We start from the raw sequence: 24,055 nt of genomic DNA on the forward strand, positions 1-24,055 counted from the left end.
GTGGCGCCTCGGCGCAATGATAAAATCGAGCGTTTCCCTGCGGGCATAGTACTGAGTACTGGCCACTGAGGCCACCGCATCAGCGAACATCGCCTCGATCCACCCAACGGTCCCACCACCATGACGTCCCAACTGCACAAAAAGAGCGAAGCCTGGTCGGCACGCTTCTCCGAACCGATGTCGGAGCTCGTCAAGCGCTACACGTCGTCGGTCTTCTTCGACAAGCGGATGGCGCTCGTCGACATCGAAGGCTCGCTTGCGCACGCGAAGATGCTGGCGGCGCAGAAGATCATCAGCGCCGACGATCTTGCCGCCATCGAGCGCGGCATGGCGCAGATCAAGGGGGAAATCGAGCGCGGCGAGTTCGTCTGGCAGCTCGATCTCGAGGACGTCCACCTCAATATCGAGGCGCGGCTCACGGCGCTGGTCGGCGATGCTGGCAAGCGTCTGCATACGGGCCGTTCGCGCAACGATCAGGTCGCGACGGACATCCGGCTCTGGCTGCGCGGCGAAATCGACCGCATCCGCGGTTTGCTCGGCGATCTGCGTCTGGCGCTCGTCGAGCTTGCCGAACAGCACGCGGGGACGATCATGCCGGGCTTCACGCATCTGCAGGTCGCGCAGCCCGTCACGTTCGGCCATCACCTGCTCGCCTACGTCGAAATGTTTGGCCGCGACGCGGAGCGCATGCGCGATTGCCGCGCGCGTGTGAACCGCCTGCCGCTCGGCGCGGCGGCGCTCGCAGGCACGAGCTATCCCATCGACAGACACGCGGTGGCGCGTACGCTCGGCTTCGACGGCATTTGCGCGAATTCGCTCGACGCGGTCTCGGACCGCGACTTCGCGATCGAATTCGCCGCCGCGGCCGCGCTCGTCATGACGCACGTATCGCGTTTTTCGGAAGAGCTCGTGCTCTGGATGAGCCCGCGCGTCGGCTTCATCGACCTCGCCGATCGCTTCTGCACGGGATCGTCGATCATGCCGCAGAAGAAGAATCCGGACGTGCCCGAGCTCGCGCGCGGCAAAACCGGGCGCGTCAACGGCCATCTGATGGCATTGCTGACGTTGATGAAGGGGCAACCGCTCGCCTACAACAAAGACAACCAGGAAGACAAAGAGCCGCTTTTCGATACCGTCGACACGGTCGCGGACACGCTGCGGATCTTTGCCGAGATGGTGGCGGGCATTACGGTGAAGCCCGAAGCGATGCGCGCGGCGGCTCTGCAGGGGTTTTCGACGGCGACCGACCTCGCCGACTACCTCGTCAAGCGCGGGCTGCCGTTTCGAGATGCGCATGAAGCCGTCGCACACGCCGTGCGCGTCTGCGTGGACCGGCAGTGCGACTTGGCCGACCTTACGCTCGATGAAATGCGTCGCGAGTTGCCGAACGTCGCGCATCTGATCGGGGAGGATGTCTTCGACTATCTGACGCTCGAAGGTTCTGTGGCAAGCCGCAATCACCCCGGCGGCACGGCGCCGGAACAGGTGCGGGCGGCCGCCAGCGCGGTTCGGAAGGCGATAGCGGCGGAGCGGCGAAATTAGGGTCGGCTAGCGGCCACGCTGCGGCGACAGTATCGTTTCTCGCGGATTCGTAGCTAAACGTGCTACATTTGTAGCCGATCATGCTACAGACACCCTCGGACGTTCTTTTTAGCCACTACCGCCGCCGCGTGCTGAGCCTCCTGTTGCTGCATCCTGAGAAGGCATATCACGTTCGCGAGATTGCTCGTTTGACGGGGACCGTCGCTGGAACGCTTCACAAGGAGCTGAGCAAGCTCGGCGACGCGGGCATTCTCAGCCGCGAACGAAGAGGCAATCAAATTCTCTACTGCGCCAACCGAAGCTCGCCGATTTTCGAGGAGTTGGCGAGCATCATGCGCAAGACAGCCGGGCTTGCAGACGTATTGGCCGAAGCGCTAGCCCCACTGTCGAAGGGGATCGAAGCTGCATTCATCTATGGATCAGTCGCGCGCGCCCGAGAAAGCGCGGCCAGCGATGTCGATGTCATGATCATCGGCTCGATCAGCTTCGCCGATGCCGTGCGTGCACTGTACGAGGCGCAAACCACCATCGGTCGCGAGATCAACCCAAAGGTGCTGACTCCGTCCGAATGGACCGACGCTATACGTAATCTGGAGCCGTTTCTGATAGATGTCATGGGCAAACCAAAAATCTTTCTGATTGGTAATGACCATGACATTGGAGAACTTGCTCGGCGTTAGCCTCGACGCCGTTCAGCCCGACCGCGGACACGTTGCCAGACTTCTCGCCGCAGCCGAACGGAATCTGGCCGACGCGAGGCTAGCTGGCCTCAGCAGCGAAAATCGATTCGATGCTGCATATAAAGCTGTCATGCAATTGGCGATGTTGGCACTGCACGCGCACGGCTACCGTACTTTGACGAGCCGCTCCGGACATCATCAGACGGCGATTCAAACGCTGTCAAAGACGGTCGGTCTTTCCGCGGAGCGGGTCATCGTGCTTGATGCTCTGCGCAAACAGCGCAACCTGTCGGACTACTCGGGCGATCTCGTCTCTGATTCGGCGGTGAGAGCCTGCATCGAGAGCGCGACCGAACTGCTTTCCGACGTCAAGCAATGGCTCGAACGCAATAAGCCGGAACTGGTCTGACCATCCCGCTGGCGTGACGCGCGGCTCGAGGTCCCCAGGCGTTGCACCCGGGGGCCTTAGCCGCCTCGCTCAATCGCCCCCACCGTATCCGACAACCGCTTGAAAGTGGCCACGCGCCCGCCGATTAGATCCACGCGATCGGTTTCCGAGCCGAGCCCCGCGGTCGCATCGAAATAGCTGCGCCAGGCGCGTTGCGCGCGTGTCAGCAAACGGAGCGATTCCGGTCGCAGCGCATGTTCGCAGGCCGCATCGGCCATGCAAGACCCCATACGCGAAGACTTCTCTTTCGACTTGGGCGGCCTTCACTTCGTCCTATTTTGTTGCAGGCAGCCGGAATTCCGGCGCGCTCGCCATAAGCTGAGCTTTCTGATCGACCAAGCCACCTTCGTCGTCCGGCTTGGAGAACGCATTGCGATCAATGAAATGGGGCTTGTTATGAGCAAAGGAGCTACCGGTTTGCAGGACGAACAACGAAAACCTAACGAATTACTGCTGCTGCTCACCAGCTGGGAGAGCCTGACAGTCTTTCTATCTAGCATTGCCATTCCATTCGTCGCCCCTGACGACGTGTTGACCCGTCACGCAATCCTAGCCCAATTTGTCGACCACATGTCAATGTGGTTTCCTGCCATCAAATCACACCAGGCTCTGTCTCAATTCCCACAAGTCGCGGGCCTCTACTACTCAACGATGCATCTATTGACACCCTTATTCGTGATTTACAGCTACAGAATGAGGATATTTTATCACTCACGGATGGCGAGGCAACCTGTCAAATCTTATTTTGCAGCGTTCTTACTAACCATAATTTCCTTTGGAGGTCTATACATCACTTTCTTCTCGAGCACACCAGTTCAATTCGAATCGATGCCAGTCGCAGACTCCAAGCTCAACCTTGCATTAACCGGTTGGGTCTTCGGAGGCGGTGCATGGTGGTGGACGATCGGCACCACGCTTATCACATTTATCCTCATTTTTAAACAAATCGGAGTCAAAAAATGTCAATAAGAATCGATCATCAAGAATTTACAAGCACCGCGGCGCAAGAATCCGCCACAAAATACGCCGCAAAGGTTTCCACTGAGGCGGCAGCGGCACTGCGAAAGATTGCGGACGATATTGGAGCACTGGCCGACAAGTCGAGGGAGCGGGCGGCACACATCAAGTCGCTGCTCAACAATCTAGACGCGTTGCAAGTCGGTATCTCCGGCCAATTGTCAAAAGCGGATCTCAGTAAGCTTTCGCCGCAACTTCAAGCATACGCAAACAGTTACCGAACAGAACTACGGAAAGCAGACCACCTCTTTGCCTCCGCGGCCAAAACGAAAGATGTCTCTTCGCTAATTGCCAAGATCGGGAGTAGTTTGGGCACCGTAGTGACAGGCGTTCAATTCGTGTGGACTATTGCCGACCCGCACGCGAGCGAGTTCGCGGTCGGCAGAGAGTTGGCCGGGATGGGCGCGGCGATTCTGGCCGAGATAGTCATCGGCAGTGCTACGGTCAGTGTCGCACCCGCCATCTTTGCAGCGGTAACTGCGGCTACGGTCGCAAAACTTGCCTGGGAAGCTTATGCCGAAGCGATCGGGCTGGACAAAAGAGGTCCCTCTTTCCATCAGACCATCCTTGAACGGATTGGCTTCAAACCCACAGTCCGTGACCGAACGGCCTTGCCCCCGAGCGTGCAAGCGAACCTCCGCTTGGTCGGCGAGCACATCTTTGATCTCGATGGCCGCAACTACACCTGGTTAATCTTCAGTGAAGACCAAGTCATCACGGTGGAGGACAACGGAAGTGGCGGAAATTCGATCCGGTCATATGTGGGGAATATCTTAGAATCGCTAACACACGTCAATTTTGAAGGAAGCGTCTTAACGCAATCGGCGAATAAGGATGGGGACTGGGAATCACTGCTATATGATGCAGATGGCCGCTTGGCGGCCAGGATGGTCTTAGAGCGCAATGGAACTCGAACGATAACTAACTTCAAACCACTATTTGTAGAACAAATCGTCGCCAGCGCATCTGGTGCAATTATGGAAACCAGCATACAACATTATGGAAGCGGCATAATCGTCGTCAGCGCATCTGGAGAAATTATGCAACCCAACTACGGGGAATTTAATCGAGATGCTGTACGCGGGATGTTCAATGCGGACGGCAGCGCAACAGTATTCAATTACAATCCAGACGGGACCCTCAAGGAGTCCGCGACATGGGACAAATTCGGACATTTGATTGAATTCGACGTGAGACAAATACGCCCATCAAATAGTCAAGAACAATTCGTTGATTCAGCGGGTCGATTGCACGTAAAAATCGTCCGTCCAGATGGAAAGTATTACGAGGAGATCCATGCCTCTGCCGACATCAATTCACCATTGGCAGAGCAGCATTGGATCGATAACAACAACCAGACGCATGATCGGATTTGGAACGGAGATCGGTTCCAGGAAAAATTTTACGATCCTCGGTTAGGCCTAGCCACAATCATGAAAATGAAAGATGGCGGTTTGGTCCTCGCCACTTCTCGTCAGGGTATCGCCGTGCTACCGCCGGAAGCGGAAATACCGAACTTCGATTTCAGCAAAATCGATACGAGCAGCTTGACGCTTGGGAGAAATCCAGTCGCGGTTGGGCCAACTGCCGGCGTACAGCCACCTCACCTGCCGCCGCACCTTAGCGCTCCGCGGCAAGGTAGCTCTGGGACATGGACAGCCGTAACGCTGGATAAAAGTTCGGACGTGGTCTGGTCACACTGGCCGAACTCCGAGGTTAACGTTCCGGACCGTCGGCTTACGCTGCCTGCAGGAATACGGCCAAGCGACTTGCACTTTCCCCGATAGGGACGAGATTAGGCAGCAACAGAAGAGATTCTCGAGCGCCAATCGCTGACTAGCAAGTCTGGGCGAAGAGCCAGTAGCCCAGATTTGCAGCACGAATTCAGACACAGTGTTTGAGAGATGGCTACTGGCAACAGCTTCTCCTCAATCGCCCCCCACCGTATCCGACAACCGCTTGAACGTCGCGACGCGCCCGCCGATTAGATCGACGCGGTCGGTTTCCGACCCGAGCCCCGCGGTCGCATCGAAATAGCTGCGCCAGCCGCGTTGCGCGCGCGTGAGTACCGTGCGCGACTGCGCCGGCAGCTTCACGCGGAGCCGATGCACGTAGCGATTGAGATCGAATAGCGCATGCTCGCACGCAGCATCGGCCGCGCAAGACCGCATACGCGAAGACTTCTTCTCCGACTTGGGATCGGAAGCACTGGCCGCCACGCCCGTCGCCTGCGCCTGAAACTGCGCCGCCGCCCGCCGCAGCTGCAACGCACGATCGCGCACGGGCTGCAACAGCACGTTCGCTTCGGCGATCAGGTACGACGAGCCATCTGTCGTGGCGAACACGGCATGCACGAGCGGCGTCTCCTGCTCGCGCCAAGCCAGCCACCGCTTCTGGCTCTCCTGCCATCCGCGCCGCGCCTTGTCCGGCGCATTGGCGATAATCGACCGGTAAGCGGAATCGATCGCCGCCTCCCACGAAGCGCGCGCCGCGTCCATGCATTGCGCCTGGCCCGCGGGCGTCGAACGATCGGCTCGTGCGAGGCAAGCGCGCATCGCCGTGTCGATCGGGTCCGCGGGCGCGGCTTCCGCGCGCCCGAGGGTGGGTATGGCAGCGCCGTAAAGAACGGCGACGGCCGCGGCAACTGTCAACAGTGCGCGGCCGAAACTCCGGTCGGCAACACTCATGGTCACGTACGCACGCAATCGACGAAATACTCGAAGCGACCGTTGACCGGTTCGGCAACGAGCCCGTGAATATCGGTCGAAAACCCGGGGAAGCGCTCGTTGAAATCGCGCGCGAACTTCAAGTAGCTGACGATCGTCTTGTTGAAGCGCTCGCCCGGAATCAAAAGCGGAATGCCGGGCGGATAAGGCGTCAGCAACACGCTGGTGACGCGCCCTTCGAGCTCGTCGATCGGCACGCGGTCGATCTCGCGATGCGCGAGCTTCGCGAACGCATCGGACGGCTTCATCGCCGGCTCCATGTTCGAGAGATACATCTCGGTCGTGAGCCGCGCGATGTCGTTTGCGCGGTAGACGCTGTGAATCGCCTGACACAGATCGCGCAGCCCCATGCGCTCGTAAGCAGGATGCTGCGCGACGAATTCGGGCAGCACGCGCCAGAGCGGCTGGTTGCCGTCGTAGTCGTCCTTGAACTGCTGCAGCTCCGTCACCATCGAGTTCCAGCGGCCCTTCGTGATGCCGATCGTGAACATGATGAAGAACGAGTAAAGGCCCGTCTTCTCGACGATGATGCCGTGCTCGGCCAGATACCTCGTCACGATCGCGGCCGGAATGCCCGTCTCGCCGAAATCGCCCGCCAGATCGAGGCCCGGCGTCACGATCGTCGCCTTGATCGGATCGAGCATGTTGAAGCCCTCGGCGAGCGGCCCGAAACCATGCCACGGATCGTTTGCGCGAAGCACCCAGTCCTCGCGCGAGCCGATCCCCTCCTCGGCGAGCGCCTCCGGTCCCCACACCTGGAAGAACCAATCGTCGCCGTACTCGGCATCGACCTTGCGCATCGCGCGCCGGAAGTCGAGCGCCTCGGCGATCGACTCCTCGACGAGCGCCGTGCCGCCCGGCGGCTCCATCATTGCGGCGGCCACGTCGCACGAGGCGATGATCGCGTATTGCGGGCTCGTCGACGTATGCATCAGATACGCCTCGTTGAAGCGGTGGCGATCGAAGGCACCGTCGGCCGAGTCCTGCACGACGATCTGCGAAGCCTGCGAGATGCCGGCGAGCAGCTTGTGCGTCGAGTGCGTCGCGAAGACGAGCGCGCCCGTGCGCGGGCGTCCCGCGCCGATCGCGTGCATGTCCTTGTAGAACGGATGGAATTCGGCGTGCGGCAACCAGGCCTCGTCGAAGTGCAGCGTATCGAGGAAGTCGCCGAGCAGTTCCTTGATCATCTCGACGTTGTAGACGACGCCGTCGTAGGTGCTTTGCGTGATCGTGAGGATCCTCGGCTTCAGGCGCGGGTTCTTCTCGAGCGCCTCGCGCGCGAACGGATTCGCCTGAATCTTCTTGCGGATGTTCTCGGGCCTGAACTCGTCGAGCGGAATCGGCCCGATGATGCCGAAGTTGTTGCGCGTCGGCGTGAGGAACACGGGAATCGCGCCCGTCATCGTGATCGCATGGAGGATCGACTTGTGACAGTTGCGATCGACGACGACGATGTCGCCCGGCGCCACCGTCGCGTGCCAGACGATCTTGTTCGACGTCGACGTGCCGTTCGTCACGAAAAAGAGATGATCCGCGCTGAAGATCCGCGCAGCGTTGCGCTCGGACGCCGCCACGGGGCCGATATGATCGAGCAGCTGCCCCAGCTCGTCGACGGCGTTGCAGACGTCGGCGCGCAGCATGTTCTCGCCGAAGAACTGGTGGAACATTTGGCCGAGCGGGCTCTTCAGGAACGCGACACCGCCCGAGTGGCCCGGGCAGTGCCACGAGTACGAGCCTTCGTCCGCGTATTTGACGAGCTCCTTGAAGAACGGCGGCGCAAGCGAATCGAGGTAGACCTTCGCTTCGCGCACGATATGGCGCGCGACGAACTCGGGCGTGTCCTCGAACATGTGAATGAAGCCGTGCAGCTCGCGCAGGATGTCGTTCGGCAGGTGGCGCGAGGTGCGCGTCTCGCCGTAAAGGAAGATCGGGATATCCGCGTTGCGGCGCCGCACTTCGGTCACGAACGCGCGCAGCTCGATGATCGCCGTCGCAAGCTCGGGCAGCTCGCCGTCAGGTCCGGTCTCGCCGAGCATGAGCTCGTCGTCGTCGAGCGACAGGATGAAGCACGACGCGCGGCTCGACTGCTGCGCGAACGAGGTGAGGTCACCATAGCTCGTCAGCCCCAGCACCTCGACACCCTCGCCCTGGATCGCCTCGGCGAGCGCCCGGATGCCGGAACCCGAGATGTTCTCGGAGCGAAAGTCTTCGTCGATGATGACGACGGGGAAACGAAACTTCATGAAGCATCTCCAAAAACAAGGACCGCCGGCCCGGTTTCAGCTCCGTGCCGAGCGGTCGCTCGAACAACCTGACAGCTTCTCGCCGCTATGCGTCAACAGTATGACGGACGACGCGTCACGTCTTCGGCAGCGTGACGCCGTGCTGGCCCTGGTACTTGCCGCCGCGGTCCGCGTACGAGACCTCGCACACCTCGTCGCTCTCGAAAAAGAGCACCTGTGCGACACCCTCGTTCGCGTAGATCTTCGCCGGCAGCGGCGTCGTGTTCGAGAACTCGAGCGTCACATAGCCTTCCCACTCGGGCTCGAACGGCGTTACGTTGACAATGATTCCGCAACGCGCATACGTGGACTTGCCGAGACACACCGTCAACACGTTGCGCGGAATCCGGAAGTACTCGACCGTGCGCGCGAGCGCGAACGAGTTCGGCGGAATGATGCAGACGTCGCCCTTGAAATCGACGAACGATTTTTCGTCGAAGTTCTTCGGGTCGACGATCGTCGTGTTGATGTTCGTGAAGATCTTGAATTCGTCCGCGCAGCGAATGTCGTACCCGTAGCTCGACGTGCCGTAGCTCACGATCCTGCGGCCGTCCTCGGCCGTGCGCACCTGATCGGCCGTGAACGGCTCGATCATCTTGTGCTCTTCGGCCATGCGCCGAATCCACTTGTCGGATTTGATTGTCATAAAGGTGTCGTTAGCCTCGGAGCCTGCCTTTCACTGCTCGCTGGTTTCAATCGCCTCGCGGCGTCCGCCGCTCGTCGTTCGCCGCCGCGCCCGCTAGCGGATCGTGCCGCAGGCAAGCGCCGGACCGACGCTGTGATCGGGGAACGCCGGATCGTCCGGTTCGCGGTGGATCAGCACGGAACGGCCGATCACCGAGCGCACGCCGTCGAGCGCCAGATCGGGGGCGACGATGAAGCCCGTTGCCACGCCCGTGGCATCCGCATGGATGTTGCCGAGATCACCCTCCACGCGCACGCCCGCCCGGAGCCGCGATGCCGCCGGCGCGAAGACGGCGCCCGCGCTCGAACCGTCCGCCGCGTTGCAGTCGCCGCGCTCGTGCACTTGCAGCGCATGATCGCTGTTGGCCGGCAGGCCGGTCAGGTTATAGGTGACCTGGACGCCATCCGAGCGCTCGATGAACGTGACGGAGCCGCGCGCCGTGTTGCCGACGGTCGGGAGCAGTTGCGCGTTCGCGCGCTTTTCGTGGGGTCCGAAAAAAGCGGTGCAGCCGGCGAGCGTCGCGCCCATCAGGCCCAGCAGGCCGATACAGGCGAGGACGCTCAGCGCATGCGCGCACCGCCCGTCGGTTCGTTCTCTCATGCGATCCTCACGCCGGCCGCGTACCCTTCACGCCTCATGCGGGCACCGCCATGCCGGACTCAAGCGAAGGCGACATGATACCGCGACGCGCGGCGTACGCGCGCGGCATGTCCGAACGGCCGGGGCGCAACCGCGCTCAGGTGTTCTGCACGACGATGCTCGGGAACTTCGACGTCATGTCGCGCGCGCGCTCGGCGATATGGATCGCAACCTTGCGCGCAATCTCGCGATAGATCTCGGCCACGCGCCCGTCGGGCTGAGCGACGACGGTCGGCCGCCCGCTGTCCGCCTGCTCGCGGATCGCGATATCGAGCGGCAGGCTGCCGAGCAGCTCGACGCCGTAGTCGCCCGCCATCCGCTCGGCGCCGCCCGCGCCGAAGATGTGCTCGGCGTGACCGCAATTCGAGCAGATATGAATGCTCATATTCTCGACGATGCCAAGAATCGGCACGCCGACCTTCTCGAACATCTTCAAGCCCTTCTTCGCATCGATGAGCGCGATGTCTTGCGGCGTCGTCACGATGACGGCCCCGGTCACGGGCACGCGCTGCGCGAGCGTGAGCTGGATATCGCCGGTGCCGGGCGGCATGTCGACGATCAGATAGTCGAGCTCGCGCCAGTTCGTCTGCCTGAGGAGCTGCTCGAGCGCCGAGGTCACCATCGGACCGCGCCAGACCATCGGGTTGTCCTGCTCGACGAGAAAACCGATCGAGTTCGCCTGCACCCCGTGGCCTTCGAGCGGATTCATCGACTGGCCGTCCGGCGAGTCGGGCCGGTCATGAATGCCGAGCATCGTCGGGATCGACGGCCCGTAGATGTCGGCGTCGAGCACGCCCACCGACGCGCCTTCGCTCGCGAGCGCGAGCGCCAGGTTGACGGCCGTCGTGCTCTTGCCGACGCCGCCCTTGCCCGAGGCCACGGCGACGATGTTCTTGACGTTCGGCAGCAGCTTGACGCCGCGCTGCACGGCATGGGCGACGATCGACTGCGAGATCGCGATCTCGGCCCGCTCGACGCCGGGCACTTTGCGCAACTCGCCCTCGACGAGCGCGCGCAGCGCCTCGTGCCGCGTTTTGGCGGGGTAGCCGAGGACGACTTCGGCACGCACCGTCGTGCCGTCTATCGTGACGTTCCTGACGCCTTTCGCTGCCGAGAACGGGCGGCCCGTGTTGGGGTCCGTGACGGCCGCGAGGGCAGCGTCGACCAAGGCCCGATCAATGCTCATTGAGACGACTCCGGAAAGGAAACGGCTTGCGGCGAACGGACGGATGGACAGCGCTCGCATTGCGAGCGACCGGCGCCCCGCTCGCCGTTAAGCGGAAAATTGAAAAAAAATGTTGCGTGCCATTGCCAAAACGAGGCCCGAGGGGCACCTTCGCGTCGGCACACCGTGGGGCCGCATCAGGCCGCATAAACGCTATTGTAGTGGTTCGCGCCGCAGGCGTCGGCTGACGCTCGCGCGCGGCACGGTTACGCCGTTCCGACACGTTTTTATGAGAGGACCTAAAAAATGCAAGCTAAAACAGTGACCCGCCTGGCAGTGTTGACGGTGGCCGGCGCGCTCGTGGCAGGCTGCGCGACGCAAGACCAGACGAACGCCGCCTACGGCACGGGCGCCGGCGCCGGCGTGGGCGCCGTCATCGGCGCGCTGGCGGGCGGCGGCAAGGGGGCGGCGATCGGCGCCGGCGCCGGTGCGCTGCTCGGCGGCATCACGGGCTATAAGTGGGATGCGATCCGCAACCGACTCTCGGGGGCGTCGAGGGGAACGGGCACGCAGGTCAGCGAGCAGCCGGACGGCTCGCTCAAGCTGAACATTCCGAGCAACGTGACGTTCGCGACGAACAGCTACCAGATCAACCCGGCGCTCTACCCGACGCTGAACGAGCTGTCGACGCAGATGCAACAGCATCCCGAGCTGGTCGCCGAAGTTCGCGGATATACCGACAGCACGGGCAGCCCTCAGTACAACCAGACGCTTTCGGTGAATCGCGCCCAGAGCGTGGCCAGTTATCTGACCGGGCACGGCGTTTCGCCCAACCGCCTGGCCGCGCAGGGCTACGGCGAGAACAATCCGGTCGCCGACAACAATACGGACGCCGGCCGCGCCCAAAATCGCCGCGTCGAAATCTATTTGCGTGCGACGGCTCAGCCCGGTCAACAACCGCGTTATCAGTAAGGATTAACGAGCGGACCCGGCGGGGCACGCTTCCAAAACCGGCCGGGAGCCCCGTCGGACGGGCTCGGAAGCCGCCCAGAATCTCCCGGTAAACGAATCGAAAAAAATTTCGAACTCGCCGAGCGATTCGCTGTCACTAGAATTGGTACGTGGTTGGCGCGAGCCAGCCGCGTCACCATTCTCCTCTTGTCGTTGTTGCTCCGGGGCGATTGCCCCGGTTTTTTTTTTGCCCCGTGCCTTTTGCCTCGTCCGTGGCGCCCGAATCGCCCGCCCTGGGCCCCCGGCACGATGAAGCGTGCCCCGCCTGTTAAAATCGCTGCTTCCCCTTGCACCCGCAGTCCGTCCCGAAACGCAGATGACATCGCACGCCCCATTCGCCGCCAGCACCGACGCACCGCGCCGCCGGATTCTCGTCACGTCCGCCTTGCCTTACGCGAACGGACAGATCCACCTCGGCCACATGGTCGAGCACGTCCAGACCGATATCTGGGTGCGCGCGCTGCGAATGCACGGACACGAGGTCTACTACGTCTGCGCCGACGATGCCCATGGCACGCCGATCATGCTGTCCGCCGAAAAGGAGGGCATCACGCCCGCCGCGCTGATCGAGCGCGTGGCGCGCGAGCACCAGCGTGACTTCGCGAGCTTTCACATCTCGTATGACAACTACTACTCGACCGAGTCGGAAGAGAACCGCGAGCTATCCGAGTCGATCTACCTCGCGCTGAAGGAGGCAGGGTTCATCGATGCGCGCGAGATCGAGCAGGCGTACGACCCCGTCAAGGAAATGTTCCTGCCGGACCGCTTCATCAAAGGCGAGTGCCCGAAGTGCGGCGCCAAGGACCAGTACGGCGACAGTTGCGAAGTCTGCGGCTCGACCTATCAGCCGACGGACCTGATCAACCCGTACTCGGTCGTCTCGGGCGCGACGCCGGTGCGCAGGACGTCGACGCATTACTTCTTCCGGCTTTCCGATCCGCGCTGCGAAGCGTTCCTGCGCGGATGGGTCAGCGGCCTCGCGCAGCCCGAGGCCACGAACAAGATGAGGGAGTGGCTCGGCGAGGCGGGCGAGGCCAAGCTCGCCGACTGGGACATCTCGCGCGACGCGCCCTATTTCGGCTTCGAGATCCCCGGGGCGGCGGGCAAGTATTTCTACGTCTGGCTGGACGCGCCGGTCGGCTATTACGCGAGCTTCAAGAACCTGGCCGCGCGCAAGGGTCTCGACTTCGAGAGCTGGATCCGCAAAGGCTCCGACGCCGAGCAGTATCACTTCATCGGCAAGGACATCCTCTATTTTCATACGCTCTTTTGGCCCGCGATGCTCGAATTCTCGGGGCACCGCACGCCGACGAACGTCTTCGCGCACGGTTTCCTGACCGTCGACGGCGCGAAGATGTCGAAGTCGCGCGGCACCTTCATCACCGCGTCGAGCTACGTGGAAACGGGCCTCAACCCTGAATGGCTGCGCTACTACCTCGCCGCCAAGCTGAACTCGACGATGGAAGACATCGACCTCAACCTCGAGGACTTCCAGGCGCGCGTGAATAGCGACATCGTCGGCAAGTACGTCAACATCGCGAGCCGCGCGGCCGGCTTCTTGACGAAGCGGTTCGACGGACGCGTGCAGGACAGCGCGATGCGCCATCCGCTGCTCGATACGTTGCGCGCGGCCCTGCCGCAGATCGCCGCGCATTACGAAGCGCGCGAGTACAGCCGCGCCATCCGCCAGACGATGGAGCTGGCGGATGCCGTCAATACCTATGTCGACACAGCCAAGCCCTGGGATCAGGCGAAAGACCCGGCCAACGCCGTCGCGTTGCACGAGACGGTGAGCGTCAGCATCGAAGCGTTCCGCCTGCTCTCGATCGCACTGAAACCCGTGCTGCCGGTGCTCGCCGAGAACGTTGAAGCGTTCCTCGGCGTCGCGCCGCTCGTCTGGGCGGACGCCGCTCGGCCGCTCTCGTCCGAACGGCCGATCAATGCCTACAAGCATCTGATGACGCGCGTCGACGCGAAGCAGATCGAAGCGCTCGTCGCGGCCAATCGCCAAAGCCTGCAGCCCGCGAGCGGCGCACCCGCTGAGCAAAACGCTCAGCCCGCGGAGGCCGGCAAGGGTCAGCAGGCCAACGGAAAGGGCGCGAAAGGCGCCAAGGCCGAGGTGACCGTCGCGAACGCGAACGCGGACGGCGTCATCGGCATCGACGATTTCGCCAAGATCGATCTGCGCGTGGCGCTCATCGTCGATTGCAAGGCCGTGGAAGGCTCCGACAAGCTGCTCCAGCTCACGCTCGACGTAGGCGAGGCGAAGACGCGCAATGTCTTCTCGGGCATCAAGTCGGCCTATCGCCCCGAAGATCTCGTCGGCAAGCTGACGGTGATGGTCGCGAACCTCGCCCCGCGCAAGATGAAGTTCGGCGTCTCCGAAGGGATGGTGCTCGCGGCCTCCGCTGCCGACGAAAAAGCCGAGCCGGGCCTTTACATCCTCGAGCCGCACAGCGGCGCGCGGCCGGGCATGCGCGTGCGTTAAGGCATGCTCGCCCTGCTTACGGGCCTAGCGCGACCAGAAGCCATCGAAACGGCGGCTGAAGCTGATGTCGAGGCCCTGGAACGTACCGCCGTAAGCGGAAACGGACCAGAAGCGCGACAGATTCACGGTCGCCTTAAAGGCATTGCTGGCTGACTGCAGCCCCTGCTCGTAGCCGAGCACGAGCCGCTCGGTGATCGCCTTCGAGAGCATCACGACCTGTGGGTCGGTCAGGCCCACTTCGCTGCGGCCCACCGAGACCTCGTCGAGCCCGACCGTTTGCGCGACGCGCTTGCCCGTCGCGCTGCCGAGCAGCGCGAGCGCCGTCGTCATCGTGCTTTGCTGGCCGAGGTTGTTGCCCTGATCGGTCCCATGGCCGAACAGTAGCCATGAGAGCTTTTCGTCGTCCGGCACGTTCGGCTCGGAGACGAGCTTGGCGACTGGCGCGCCGACTGTGCCGGTGACCTGTACCCCGGCTTCGACGTCCTGGTTGCGCCGCATCGCCAGGATGTTGATGCCGGGATTCGCCACGGGGCCATTGAACGTGAAGAACCCGTTCTCGATCGCGAGCTTCCGGCCGAACGTCGTGTAGGTCGAGCCTTCGGTCACGCGCACGTTGCCGATCGCCCGTAGCGGCTTCAACGGCGCCGACATCAGTGTCACCATCCCGCGCAGGCCGAGATCGGCGCCCTGGCCACGGAAGCGGAAATCGGAGCCCAGATCGATATCGATGTTGGCGCGCGGCGCGAAACGGCCGACCGGCTTGTTCATCGATTGCGTCGTGTCGGACGACGCTTGCGTCGCATTGCCGCCGCTCGGCCGGCCTCCGTTGTCGCGCACGATCACGACATCGTCCGACAGCTTCGGCGCCGGCCGCTCGGGCATATCGAAGCGCGCACGATCCACCGTGAATTTGCCGTTGATGTCCATCCCGCCTTCGGGGCCGCCATTGGCGACCGTCGCGCTGCCCGAGAGCGAGAGCTGTCGATCGGGCGCGGCGAACAGCTCGAGCTTGTCCGCGAGGATTTGCGCTGTCAGATCGGGCTCGGTGCGATCGAGCCCGATGCGCCCCGTCGCGCGCAAGGTGCCCTTGCCGCCGTGGAACTCGACCTGCCGAAATTCGACGAGATTGTTCGACAGTGCCACGCGCACCACGCCATCCTTCAGTTGTACGCCCTGGTCCACCCATGTCGCCGAAAGGCCGTCGCCTGTCAGCGAGCCCGATACGGCCGGTTTCGCCGCGGTGCCGGCCAGCGTCAATGCGAGCGCGAGATGGCCGTCGAGCAGGTAGCTCGGGCCGATGAGGCCGCCCGTCGTTTTCAGCGACGGGACGTCGGCCGTCACTGCGCCGGCAAGCGGCGCATCGGCGCTGACACTGAGCAAGCCGCCGCGCGCCGCGTCCGGAGCGAGCGGCACGCTCGCATTGGCATCGGCCTTGCCGAGCCGGCTCGCCGCGGCGTGCAGCGTCGCCGTGATCCGTGTGCCGCCGCTCGCTTCCACGCGGGCGCCGAGCGCCGTGATCCCGAGCGGCACGAGCCCGCCGCGCCCCGTATCGACCGATAGGTCGCCGCTGACGCGATCGATACGCGCATATCCGCGCGCGGCGCGGCCGACCGAGAAGTCCCAATCGCCCGCGAGCACGAGATCGCTTCTCACGCGCGACGGCGTACCGGTCAGTTCCTCGCGCACGGCGAGCAGACGGCCGATCGACAGGTTGGTAGCGGAGCCGGCCGAGCTGAGCGCCCCATGATCGTACGCGAACGACTTCAGGTCGAAGCGCGCTCCTTCGAGCGCGAGCCGCGTTGCGCCGAGCGTGATGAGCTCGCGCGACGCCGTTACCGCCAGCGGCGATTGCAGCTCGAGCGACGGCATGCCGCGGTTCGCCAGGCGCGTCACCGTGCCGTCCCAGCGCGGACCGCCGGGCGTCTCCTTCAAGCCGCCCGAGGCGGCCAGCGTCAGGTCGACGGGCCGGCCGCGCACCGTGCCTTTGCCCGCGACATCGAACGTGTGCTTCGCGCGCGTGCCGCTCGCATGGGCCGACAGGCTCGTGAAGTCGCCCGCATTGGTATGGATGTCGCGCGCATCCGTCGAGAATTCGAGCGCCCCATTCGCGCCGTCGCGAATCAACGCGCGGCCCGTCGCCGCCCCGACACGGTTCTCTCCGAACGCGACGTCTTTGGCGTCGTACGTCAGCGTCGCATCGGGATGGGCCAATGTGCCCGTCAGATCGCCGTCGGCCACGATCGTGCCGGCCAGGCCGAATCCGAGCCGATCGAGCCTCGGCGCCGCGACGTGAAAGCGCAACCGGTCGCCGCGGCCGCCGAAGCTGCCGTGCAGCTCGACGTCGTTGCCCGCGATCGAAAGCGCCGCGTCGCTCGGCAGCAGCCGCTTGCCGACGAGTTGCACCGTCCCCGAGCCCGTGAACGGGAAGCCGTCGTAGACGCTGTCGCCGAGCTCGAAGCGCAGCTTCGTCGCGAACGCCGGCGCGAGCGCGCCCGTCGCCGCCAGCGTCGCCGTCACGCGGGCCTCCGGCAACTTCGGTAGCTTCTTGGGTGATCTCGCCGCGGCGCTGTGGGTCGTCGTTGCGGGAACCTTCGCACCGCCTGCGGGCGAACGCGCCTTCGCCGTGCCCGCAGAAGCCATCAGCAAACGCGGATCGAAATCGCTGAGCTTAGCGCGCAGGTCGTAGCCTTCGCGTACATCGCGCGCGAGCGTGCCGTCGAGCTCGACACGGCCGGCCCCTGCGCTCACGCGCACGCCCTGCAGCGCGATCCGCGTTCGGTCGAGCGTCACCTTGGCGCGCGCGCCGAGCCGCGCGTGCTCGTCGGTCAGATCGAAATCGACCGACTGCGCCCCGCCGTCGAGCGAGATGCCGATCGGACCGTCGAACGCGGTGGGCCGCACATAGGGCGTGAGCGTATTGACGTCGAGCCCCGTCGCATGCAGGTCCAGACGACCTTTTCCCCGGTGCAGCACGCCGCCGCCCGTGAGCGTCGCGCCCGGCACGAGCCTCACGCGCAGGTTGTCGATGCGCTCGGTGTTCGCGTCGAACCGGACGTCGGCACGGGCGTCGATCAGCGGCAATAACCTGGCGTCGATCGCCCCAGGCGCGGCGTTGACGATGGAAAGCGGTCCCGCGACGACGAGCGAGGCGCCGCTCGAGCCGGCGACGGGCGCAAGCCGCGCCTCGATCGACAAGTCGGCGAACGGCGCGCCCGCGCTGAAAACCTGCGGATTGATATGGGCGAACGAGAGCGCGACGCGCTTGAGCGGAACGGCAGCGAACGGCTCCGCTTCGACGTGCGCTTGGCCCGACAGCTTGAAGCCGCTCGCGGCGACATCGGCGGCGAGCGCTTCGAGCGTGCCCGACAGATGCGCGCTCGCCCGCACCGCCTCTTTGTCGACCTTGCCGGCATAGCCGACGTCGCCCGCGAGCGCGAAGGGCCGAACGCCGTCGAGCGACAGCTCCGCGGTGACTGCGCCGTAGGGCGTGTCGATCCCGTCGAGCGACAGCGCATGATGGCGCCCGTCGCTGCGCCCATGCAGCCTCAATCGATCGTACTCCTCCGTGCTCGCGCCGTTCCGAAGGCGCAGCCTGTCGACGGCGACCGATCGGATCTGGACCTCGAGCGGCAGCCTCAGGTTCGTCGGCAGCCTGAGCGGCGCATGGCGGCCGGACGGCGCGAGCTGCGCGTCGATCGTTCCGGCGCTCAGTTCTTCGAGGGTGAAGCGCCACGGCGAGTGCGTGAGCGCCCAGCGCCCCGTCAGGTGATCGATGCGGATATCTGTGGCGCCTGCCGCCGGCCCCGATGCGCTCGACGCCGCTGGTGCTGGCGCCTCGGCTGCCGTCGTCGCTCCGTTGCGCCAACGGACATCGGCAAGCTGCACGCCCGTCGCGAGGGTGCCGCCGATCAGCGTGCCCGACAAGCGGCCGCCCGAGACCGCGACTGCCGCTTGCCAGGCGAGCCGGGTACCTCGCTCGGTCGTCAGCGCACCGTAGAGCGCGAACCCGGCGAACGCGACGAGAACCACGAGAGCGCCGGCCGTCCAAAGCGCCGCGCGCAAGGCGCGATGCCGACGCCGCCGCGGCGGTTCAGGCCGCTCGGGCGGCCCAGGTGGCGCGGCGCCGCCGGGAGGCGAAGGCGGAGCGGGCGGCTTCGGGGCGGCGGATGGCGGGGGCGGCGATTCGTTCGTCATACTCCGTGGGAACTTAGAAAGCGATGCCAAGCGTCAGGTACGGCCGCACGCTCCGGTTGCGGATGCCGTAGGCGAGATCGACGTTGATCGGCCCGACCGGGCTGCGCCAGCGCGCGCCGACGCCGACGCCCGGATAGAACGTCTTGTCGTGCCACGTATCGGTCGCGGTGCCGATGTCGTAGAACACGGCTGCGCCCCAGTCGTGCGAGAACCAATGCTGATACTCGGCCGTCCCCGTCATCAGATATTTCGCCGGCAAGACCGAGCCGTCGACGGTCGTGCCGATGCTCTGAAATCCGTAGCCGCGGATCGAGTTCGAGCCGCCCGCGCGAAAGAGCAGCGAGGCGGGAATGCCGCTCGAGCCGCCCGTCGTGAAGACGCCGCCGAACTCGGCTCGGAACACCATCAGATCGCGCTTGCCGATCGGCAGATACTGCTCGCCGCGAGCATAGGCGCGCGTGAACGTCTGATCGGAGAGCAGCCCCTTGATCGCGAACCCGGCTTCCGCATGAAGCAGGTTACCCGAGCGCGGAAAGAGCGGGTCGTCGACGTGTCGGCGCGTCCACGACCATTGCGGCATGAGCGCATGGCTCGTGGTGGGGCCCGCCGTATTCTGATCGAGCCGGTCGGAGTAGTACTCGATCGAATAGGCATAGTCGATGAACTGCGACGTGCGCGTGCGCTGCAGGCCCGCGCGCGCGCTGTAGATGCGCGTGCCCGAGACGTTCGTCGTCGTGTACGAGGCGAGCGCGCTGTTGACCCATCCGCGCTTGCCCGGCGGCATCGAGAGCTGGATCTGACCGTACTGCTGGATCTGGTCGAGCCGGCCTTGCACCGAAAACGGCCAGGCGGCGCCGAACGTGTTCAAGTACGAGTAGGCTCCCTGGATGTGCGCGCCGGTATCGGTCGCATAGCCGACGCCGGTGCGCACGCTGTTATACGGATACTCGCTGACTTTCACATGGACCGGCGTATCGTGCGGCTTGTCAACGTCGTTGTCGATGTCGATCGCCACGCTCGCGTAGTACGGCGTGTTTTGCAGCTGGCGCTGGAGCTCGGCGATGCGTTCGCTGTTGTAGGTCTCGCCGACCGACAGCGGGTTCACGTTGGTCACGATCCACCCCGGATAGCGGCGCACGCCGGAAACGTCGAGCGGACCGAGCGTGAAGGTCGGCCCGCTCGCGAATGTCACGGAAAGCGCCGCGGACTTTCGCAGCGGGTCGATGCGCGCCTCCGAACGGGCGATCTTGGCGCCGAGATAGCGTCGCGCCTGCAGCGCTTTCAACGCCGCATCCTTCGCCTCGCTCCAACCCGATTGTGTGAACGGATCCCCGACGTGCAACGAAAAGGCGAAACGGACCGCGTTCTCGCGGGCGGGCGCCTCCGTCGAAACGGGCCCTTCGAACGCGAGCTCGACGGAGGTAACGGTCGTGCGCGGGCCCGGATCGACGTGCACGGTAACGTTTCGCTTGCCACCCGCGGTTCGCACGTCGGTGCGCACGACGGGCGAGAAGTAACCGTCGGTCGCGACGAGATCGCGTACTTGTTGCGGCGTGGCGGTAATGAGGAACTCGAATTGATCGTCGCTGACGTCGTCCCGCTTGGCGAAGCGCGCCAGATCGAGATGCTGCTCGAGCAGCTTGCGGACCGAGCGCGGCGCATCGATGTCGATGCGATATCGGGCGGCGGCCGGCGCCGATAGCGCGAGAAGCAGCCCGCCCAGGGCGGCGAGAAGCCAGCCGCGCACGCGGCCCGCGGGCGGCACGGGTCGCAGGGGCCTCAAGGGCCGCACGACGAGCGCGAGCGCCGCGGCCGGCGCGGCGCGCCTGCGTCCGCGGCGCGAGCCACGCGGCGAATCGGTTACGGCGTCCCGCAAACGGGCCCTCCCTTCGTTGTCGGCGCGCCGGGCGCGCGCCGGGATTGGACGGCGCTCGCCGCGCGTTGTTCCGGCTGGCCGCGCATGCGCTAAAATCTCGATTCATCGAGAGGGTACGCCCGATCTCGACTCTTCCCCATTTTCCGCGATCGTCGAGCCATGTATCAATCGGATATCACCAAGTTTCTCAATGAACTGAAACAGCAGCGGCCCACGCTCGAAGAGGAACAGCGGCGCGGCCGTGCGCTGCTTTGGGACAAGCAGCCTGTCGATCTGGAAGAGCGCGCCAATCAGCAAGCTTCCCGCGTAAAGCAGACGCCGTACGTCTACTACCAGAACTTCTGAGCGTGAGCGCCGCGGACGAGGTCGAGCGCTCGCGTGAGCCGCAAGCGGCGCTGACCGCGCCAGCCACCGATACGACGCCCGACACGGTCGACGGCGTCGCTTTCGCGCGCCTTTACGGCGAGCCGCTCTTCAAGCTGCCGCAGGACCTCTACATTCCGCCGGATGCGCTCGAAATCTTCCTCGAGACGTTCGAAGGTCCGCTCGACCTATTGCTGTATCTGATCCGCAAGCAGAACTTCAACGTTCTCGACATTCCGATGGCCGACGTGACTGCGCAATACCTCGGCTACGTCGAGCAACTGCGCAAGTCGAACCTCGAGCTCGCGTCGGAGTACTTGCTCATGGCCGCGATGCTGATCGAGATCAAGTCGCGCATGCTGCTGCCGGTCAAGAAAGCCGATACAGGCGATGAAGCCGAGGATCCGCGCGCCGAACTGGTCCGGCGCCTGCTCGAATACGAGCGGATGAAGCTCGCGGCGCAGCAGCTCGATCGCCTGCCGCAGCTCGGGCGCGATTTTCTGCGCGCTGAGGTCTATATCGAGCAAAGCATCGCGCCGCGCTTCCCCGACGTATCGACGGACGATTTGCGCGCCGCCTGGGCCGACGTGCTGAAGCGCGCCAAGCTCGTGCAGCACCATAAGATCTCGCGCGAAGAGCTTTCGGTGCGCGAGCACATGAGTCTCATCCTGCGGCGGCTGCAAAACGCGCGCTTCATGGAGTTCTCTGAGCTCTTCGACGTGTCGCGCGGCGTGCCCGTCGTCGTCGTCAACTTCATCGCCATGCTCGAGCTCTCGCGCGAATCGCTGATCGAGATCACGCAGGCCGAAGCGTTCGCTCCGATCTACGTGCGGCTCGCTTACTTGCCTGCTTGACGGCGGTGCGGATCGCAGCGCTTCCGGTCGGCGGCACGTTCCAGCGTTCCAGCGCGGTCGAGTGCAATCGAGTGCCACCCACGAGTAAATCCACTACAATCGGCGCGCTCTGAACCCCCTCGCGCCAGCGCGAAAAACCCGGTCTCCATGAAAGTCATCAGCTCGATCCAGGAATTGCGCGACCAGTTGCGCGGCCAGAACCGTACGGCGTTCGTGCCGACGATGGGCAATTTGCACGAGGGTCACCTGTCGCTGATGCGGCTGGCGCGCCAGCACGGCGACCCGGTCGTCGCGAGCATCTTCGTCAATCGTCTGCAGTTTGGCCCGAACGAGGACTTCGACAAGTATCCGCGCACGCTCCAGGCCGACATCGATAAGCTCGAGAAGGAGAACGTCTATGTTCTCTTCGCCCCGACCGAGCGCGACATGTACCCCGAGCCGCAGGAGTACCGCGTGCACCCGCCGCACGACCTAGGCGATATCCTCGAGGGCGAGTTCCGTCCCGGCTTCTTCACGGGCGTCTGCACGGTCGTGATGAAGCTGATGGCCTGCGTGCAGCCGCGCGTGGCGGTCTTCGGCAAGAAGGACTACCAACAGTTGATGATCGTGCGGCGGATGTGCCACCAGTTCGCGCTGCAGACGGACATCATCGCCGCCGAGACCGTGCGCGACGCGGACGGTCTCGCGCTGAGCTCGCGCAACCGCTTTCTCAGCGAAACCGAGCGCGCCGAAGCGCCGATGTTGGCGGCCACGCTCGCGCGTTTGCGCGAGGCCGTGCTGGCCGGCGAGCGCGATTTCGGCAAGCTCGAGCGCGAGGCGATGGCAAGCCTCGCCGCACGCGGCTGGAAACCTGACTACGTCGCCGTGCGCAAACGCTCGGACCTCGTCGCGCCGGCCGCGCACGAAACGGACGCACCGCTCGTCGTGCTCACCGCCGCCAAGCTGGGCGCGACGCGCCTCATCGACAATCTCGAGATCTGAGGAAACGATCATGCAGCGCCATATGCTCAAATCGAAGATCCACCGCGCCGTCGTCACCCATTGCGAGCTGCACTACGAGGGCTCGTGCGCGATCGACGAGGATCTGCTCGAAGCGGCGAATATCGTCGAGAACGAGCGCATCGACGTCTGGAACATCAACAACGGCGAGCGGTTCTCCACCTATGCGATCCGCGGCGAGCGCGGCAGCGGCATGATCTCGCTGAACGGCTCGGCCGCGCGGCGCGCGCAACTGGGCGACCTCGTCATCATCGCGGCCTTCGCGATGATCGACGAAGCGGAGCTCGAAGCGGGCTGGGAGCCCAAGCTCGTCTTCGTCGACGAGCACAACAAAGCGAAGGGCAGCCGCGGCCACGTGCCGGTGCAAAACTGGACCTGACGGTTCGCCTCCGAGGAGCCGGTGACGCGTTCGCCTATTTGGACTTGGCGGCCCAGGCGGCAATCGGCTCCCATTGCTCGAGATCGCGCTCGACACGGCTTTTCGCGACGTCCCACAGCGTGAGGCCGTGCGCGGCGAGCTGCACGTAGTTCTGCGTATCGCGCAAATAGCCGAGCACCGGAAGCTTCAAGCCCTCCACGAAGCGGTGGAGCTGATCGGCCGAGCGCGTGCGGGCGTCGACACGCATTCCCACTACGCCGATCTCGATCGCGCCTTTGCGCACTGCCTTCTCCTCGGCGAGGCGCTCGAGAAAATGCTGCGTTGCAAGAATATCGAACAGTGACGGCTGCAGCGGCACGATGACCTTGTCGGCAAGCCCGAGCGCCGCGGTGAGACGGTTTCCGCGCAGGCCGGCCGGCGTATCGACGACGGCGTGCTCGAGCCCTCTCGGCGGCCTGGCTGGCTGGTCCGGATCGACCTCCCAGGCTTCGATCGGCGGCAAACCCTGTGGCCGCAAGGCTAGCCAGTCGTGCGCGGACTGCTGCCGATCGAGATCGGCGAGCGCGACCCATTCGCCGCTCGCCGCGAAATAACCCGCCAGATTGGTCGATAGCGTGCTCTTGCCGACCCCGCCCTTGGGGTTGGCTACCACGATTACCGTCATGGAGTCTCCCGGTAGAAGGCCGCGTCGCGCGGCCGGTTTGCCA

General features: G+C 64.2%; 20 protein-coding genes. 11 read left to right on the forward strand and 9 right to left on the reverse strand.

From position 1 onward, the window contains the following. The first annotated feature begins 120 nt into the window (after positions 1-120). The 3 genes from argH to C9I57_RS17500 all read left to right on the forward strand — a co-directional run bounded on the left by argH (position 121) and on the right by C9I57_RS17500 (position 2,631). Positions 121-1,542, forward strand: coding sequence for an argininosuccinate lyase (gene argH, locus C9I57_RS17490; protein WP_107151898.1), 1,422 nt, complete (start codon positions 121-123; stop codon positions 1,540-1,542). Positions 1,543-1,622: 80 nt separating this feature from the next. After that, positions 1,623-2,222 carry a DNA polymerase subunit beta gene (locus C9I57_RS17495; RefSeq protein WP_107151899.1) on the forward strand — a complete coding sequence of 200 codons (600 nt, stop codon included), beginning with the start codon at positions 1,623-1,625 and terminating at the stop codon, positions 2,220-2,222. Continuing rightward, positions 2,194-2,631: a HEPN domain-containing protein gene (locus C9I57_RS17500; RefSeq protein ID WP_107151900.1), complete on the forward strand. Its 438-nt coding sequence runs from the start codon at positions 2,194-2,196 to the stop codon at positions 2,629-2,631. The genes C9I57_RS17495 and C9I57_RS17500 overlap by 29 nt, the downstream gene beginning before the upstream one ends. Before the next feature lie 56 nt (positions 2,632-2,687). On the opposite strand, the gene C9I57_RS17505 is transcribed toward C9I57_RS17500, so the two are convergent. After that, complete coding sequence (locus tag C9I57_RS17505) at positions 2,688-2,888, reverse strand: hypothetical protein (RefSeq protein WP_258187694.1); 201 nt, start codon at positions 2,886-2,888, stop codon at positions 2,688-2,690. Between C9I57_RS17505 and C9I57_RS17510 the strand changes: the two genes are divergently transcribed. Together C9I57_RS17510 and C9I57_RS17515 are read left to right on the forward strand one after the other, a co-directional pair. Continuing rightward, positions 2,887-3,639: a hypothetical protein gene (locus tag C9I57_RS17510; RefSeq protein ID WP_146166230.1), complete on the forward strand. Its 753-nt coding sequence runs from the start codon at positions 2,887-2,889 to the stop codon at positions 3,637-3,639. The genes C9I57_RS17505 and C9I57_RS17510 overlap by 2 nt on opposite strands. Beyond that, positions 3,630-5,474: a hypothetical protein gene (locus C9I57_RS17515; RefSeq protein WP_107151903.1), complete on the forward strand. Its 1,845-nt coding sequence runs from the start codon at positions 3,630-3,632 to the stop codon at positions 5,472-5,474. Before C9I57_RS17510 ends, C9I57_RS17515 begins: the two co-directional genes overlap by 10 nt. Positions 5,475-5,615: 141 nt before the next feature. On the opposite strand, the gene C9I57_RS17520 is transcribed toward C9I57_RS17515, so the two are convergent. From C9I57_RS17520 to apbC, 5 genes are all read right to left on the reverse strand, one after another. After that, positions 5,616-6,374 (reverse strand): lysozyme inhibitor LprI family protein, encoded by a 759-nt coding sequence (locus C9I57_RS17520; RefSeq protein ID WP_181321866.1) that lies wholly within the window; start codon positions 6,372-6,374, stop codon positions 5,616-5,618. 2 nt (positions 6,375-6,376) lie between these two features. Further along, entirely contained in the window at positions 6,377-8,656 is a 2,280-nt protein-coding gene (locus C9I57_RS17525) for an arginine/lysine/ornithine decarboxylase (protein ID WP_018443100.1), read from the reverse strand. Positions 8,657-8,771: 115 nt separating this feature from the next. After that, positions 8,772-9,341, reverse strand: a complete 570-nt coding sequence (gene dcd / locus C9I57_RS17530; RefSeq protein ID WP_107151905.1) for a dCTP deaminase — start codon at positions 9,339-9,341, stop codon at positions 8,772-8,774. A gap of 93 nt (positions 9,342-9,434) precedes the next feature. Then, the gene (locus tag C9I57_RS17535) at positions 9,435-9,980 is read right to left on the reverse strand and encodes a superoxide dismutase family protein (protein WP_018443102.1); all 546 of its coding nucleotides are present in this window, start codon (positions 9,978-9,980) and stop codon (positions 9,435-9,437) included. A gap of 136 nt (positions 9,981-10,116) precedes the next feature. Then, positions 10,117-11,205 (reverse strand): iron-sulfur cluster carrier protein ApbC, encoded by a 1,089-nt coding sequence (apbC, locus tag C9I57_RS17540; RefSeq protein ID WP_107151906.1) that lies wholly within the window; start codon positions 11,203-11,205, stop codon positions 10,117-10,119. 285 nt (positions 11,206-11,490) lie between these two features. Between apbC and C9I57_RS17545 the strand changes: the two genes are divergently transcribed. After that, a complete protein-coding gene (locus tag C9I57_RS17545; RefSeq protein WP_107151907.1) occupies positions 11,491-12,156 on the forward strand; it encodes an OmpA family protein in 666 nt (221 codons plus the stop codon). A 355-nt stretch (positions 12,157-12,511) separates the two neighbouring features. Then, positions 12,512-14,683, forward strand: coding sequence for a methionine--tRNA ligase (gene metG / locus C9I57_RS17550; RefSeq protein WP_107151908.1), 2,172 nt, complete (start codon positions 12,512-12,514; stop codon positions 14,681-14,683). 24 nt (positions 14,684-14,707) lie between these two features. Here the strand turns inward: metG and C9I57_RS17555 are convergent, their stop codons facing one another. Together C9I57_RS17555 and C9I57_RS17560 are read right to left on the reverse strand one after the other, a co-directional pair. Further along, the gene (locus tag C9I57_RS17555; RefSeq protein ID WP_181321867.1) at positions 14,708-18,877 is read right to left on the reverse strand and encodes a translocation/assembly module TamB domain-containing protein; all 4,170 of its coding nucleotides are present in this window, start codon (positions 18,875-18,877) and stop codon (positions 14,708-14,710) included. Between the two features lie 13 nt (positions 18,878-18,890). Further along, positions 18,891-20,624 carry an autotransporter assembly complex protein TamA gene (locus C9I57_RS17560; RefSeq protein ID WP_258187707.1) on the reverse strand — a complete coding sequence of 578 codons (1,734 nt, stop codon included), beginning with the start codon at positions 20,622-20,624 and terminating at the stop codon, positions 18,891-18,893. A gap of 288 nt (positions 20,625-20,912) precedes the next feature. Here C9I57_RS17560 and C9I57_RS17565 point away from each other — a divergent pair, with 288 nt between their 5' ends. The 4 genes from C9I57_RS17565 (at position 20,913) to panD (ending at position 23,348) form a co-directional block, all read left to right on the forward strand. Beyond that, a complete protein-coding gene (locus tag C9I57_RS17565; protein WP_107151909.1) occupies positions 20,913-21,098 on the forward strand; it encodes a DUF3460 family protein in 186 nt (61 codons plus the stop codon). Between the two features lie 2 nt (positions 21,099-21,100). Then, complete coding sequence (locus tag C9I57_RS17570; protein WP_107151910.1) at positions 21,101-21,970, forward strand: segregation and condensation protein A; 870 nt, start codon at positions 21,101-21,103, stop codon at positions 21,968-21,970. A 147-nt stretch (positions 21,971-22,117) separates the two neighbouring features. Next, positions 22,118-22,951, forward strand: coding sequence for a pantoate--beta-alanine ligase (gene panC / locus C9I57_RS17575; RefSeq protein ID WP_107151911.1), 834 nt, complete (start codon positions 22,118-22,120; stop codon positions 22,949-22,951). Between the two features lie 10 nt (positions 22,952-22,961). Further along, the gene (gene panD / locus C9I57_RS17580; protein ID WP_107151912.1) at positions 22,962-23,348 is read left to right on the forward strand and encodes an aspartate 1-decarboxylase; all 387 of its coding nucleotides are present in this window, start codon (positions 22,962-22,964) and stop codon (positions 23,346-23,348) included. 34 nt (positions 23,349-23,382) lie between these two features. Here panD and C9I57_RS17585 read toward each other — a convergent pair whose 3' ends face one another. After that, a complete protein-coding gene (locus C9I57_RS17585) occupies positions 23,383-24,012 on the reverse strand; it encodes a ParA family protein (protein WP_107151913.1) in 630 nt (209 codons plus the stop codon). Positions 24,013-24,055: the final 43 nt, after the last annotated feature.

It is taken from the genome of Trinickia symbiotica (assembly GCF_003028655.1).
In the GTDB taxonomy this organism is placed as follows: domain Bacteria; phylum Pseudomonadota; class Gammaproteobacteria; order Burkholderiales; family Burkholderiaceae; genus Trinickia; species Trinickia symbiotica_A.

Coding starts and splice junctions, on each gene's coding strand:
- C9I57_RS17585 (WP_107151913.1), bottom strand. CDS start 24,012: ATGACGGTAATCGTGGTAGCCAACCCCAAGGGCGGGGTCGGCAAGAGC.
- C9I57_RS17565 (WP_107151909.1), top strand. CDS start 20,913: ATGTATCAATCGGATATCACCAAGTTTCTCAATGAACTGAAACAGCAG.
- C9I57_RS17520 (WP_181321866.1), bottom strand. CDS start 6,374: ATGAGTGTTGCCGACCGGAGTTTCGGCCGCGCACTGTTGACAGTTGCC.
- panD (WP_107151912.1), top strand. CDS start 22,962: ATGCAGCGCCATATGCTCAAATCGAAGATCCACCGCGCCGTCGTCACC.
- C9I57_RS17545 (WP_107151907.1), top strand. CDS start 11,491: ATGCAAGCTAAAACAGTGACCCGCCTGGCAGTGTTGACGGTGGCCGGC.
- C9I57_RS17495 (WP_107151899.1), top strand. CDS start 1,623: ATGCTACAGACACCCTCGGACGTTCTTTTTAGCCACTACCGCCGCCGC.
- C9I57_RS17515 (WP_107151903.1), top strand. CDS start 3,630: ATGTCAATAAGAATCGATCATCAAGAATTTACAAGCACCGCGGCGCAA.
- C9I57_RS17500 (WP_107151900.1), top strand. CDS start 2,194: ATGACATTGGAGAACTTGCTCGGCGTTAGCCTCGACGCCGTTCAGCCC.
- dcd (WP_107151905.1), bottom strand. CDS start 9,341: ATGACAATCAAATCCGACAAGTGGATTCGGCGCATGGCCGAAGAGCAC.
- C9I57_RS17555 (WP_181321867.1), bottom strand. CDS start 18,877: ATGACGAACGAATCGCCGCCCCCGCCATCCGCCGCCCCGAAGCCGCCC.
- argH (WP_107151898.1), top strand. CDS start 121: ATGACGTCCCAACTGCACAAAAAGAGCGAAGCCTGGTCGGCACGCTTC.
- C9I57_RS17505 (WP_258187694.1), bottom strand. CDS start 2,888: ATGGCCGATGCGGCCTGCGAACATGCGCTGCGACCGGAATCGCTCCGT.
- C9I57_RS17510 (WP_146166230.1), top strand. CDS start 2,887: ATGCAAGACCCCATACGCGAAGACTTCTCTTTCGACTTGGGCGGCCTT.
- metG (WP_107151908.1), top strand. CDS start 12,512: ATGACATCGCACGCCCCATTCGCCGCCAGCACCGACGCACCGCGCCGC.
- panC (WP_107151911.1), top strand. CDS start 22,118: ATGAAAGTCATCAGCTCGATCCAGGAATTGCGCGACCAGTTGCGCGGC.
- apbC (WP_107151906.1), bottom strand. CDS start 11,205: ATGAGCATTGATCGGGCCTTGGTCGACGCTGCCCTCGCGGCCGTCACG.
- C9I57_RS17535 (WP_018443102.1), bottom strand. CDS start 9,980: ATGAGAGAACGAACCGACGGGCGGTGCGCGCATGCGCTGAGCGTCCTC.
- C9I57_RS17525 (WP_018443100.1), bottom strand. CDS start 8,656: ATGAAGTTTCGTTTCCCCGTCGTCATCATCGACGAAGACTTTCGCTCC.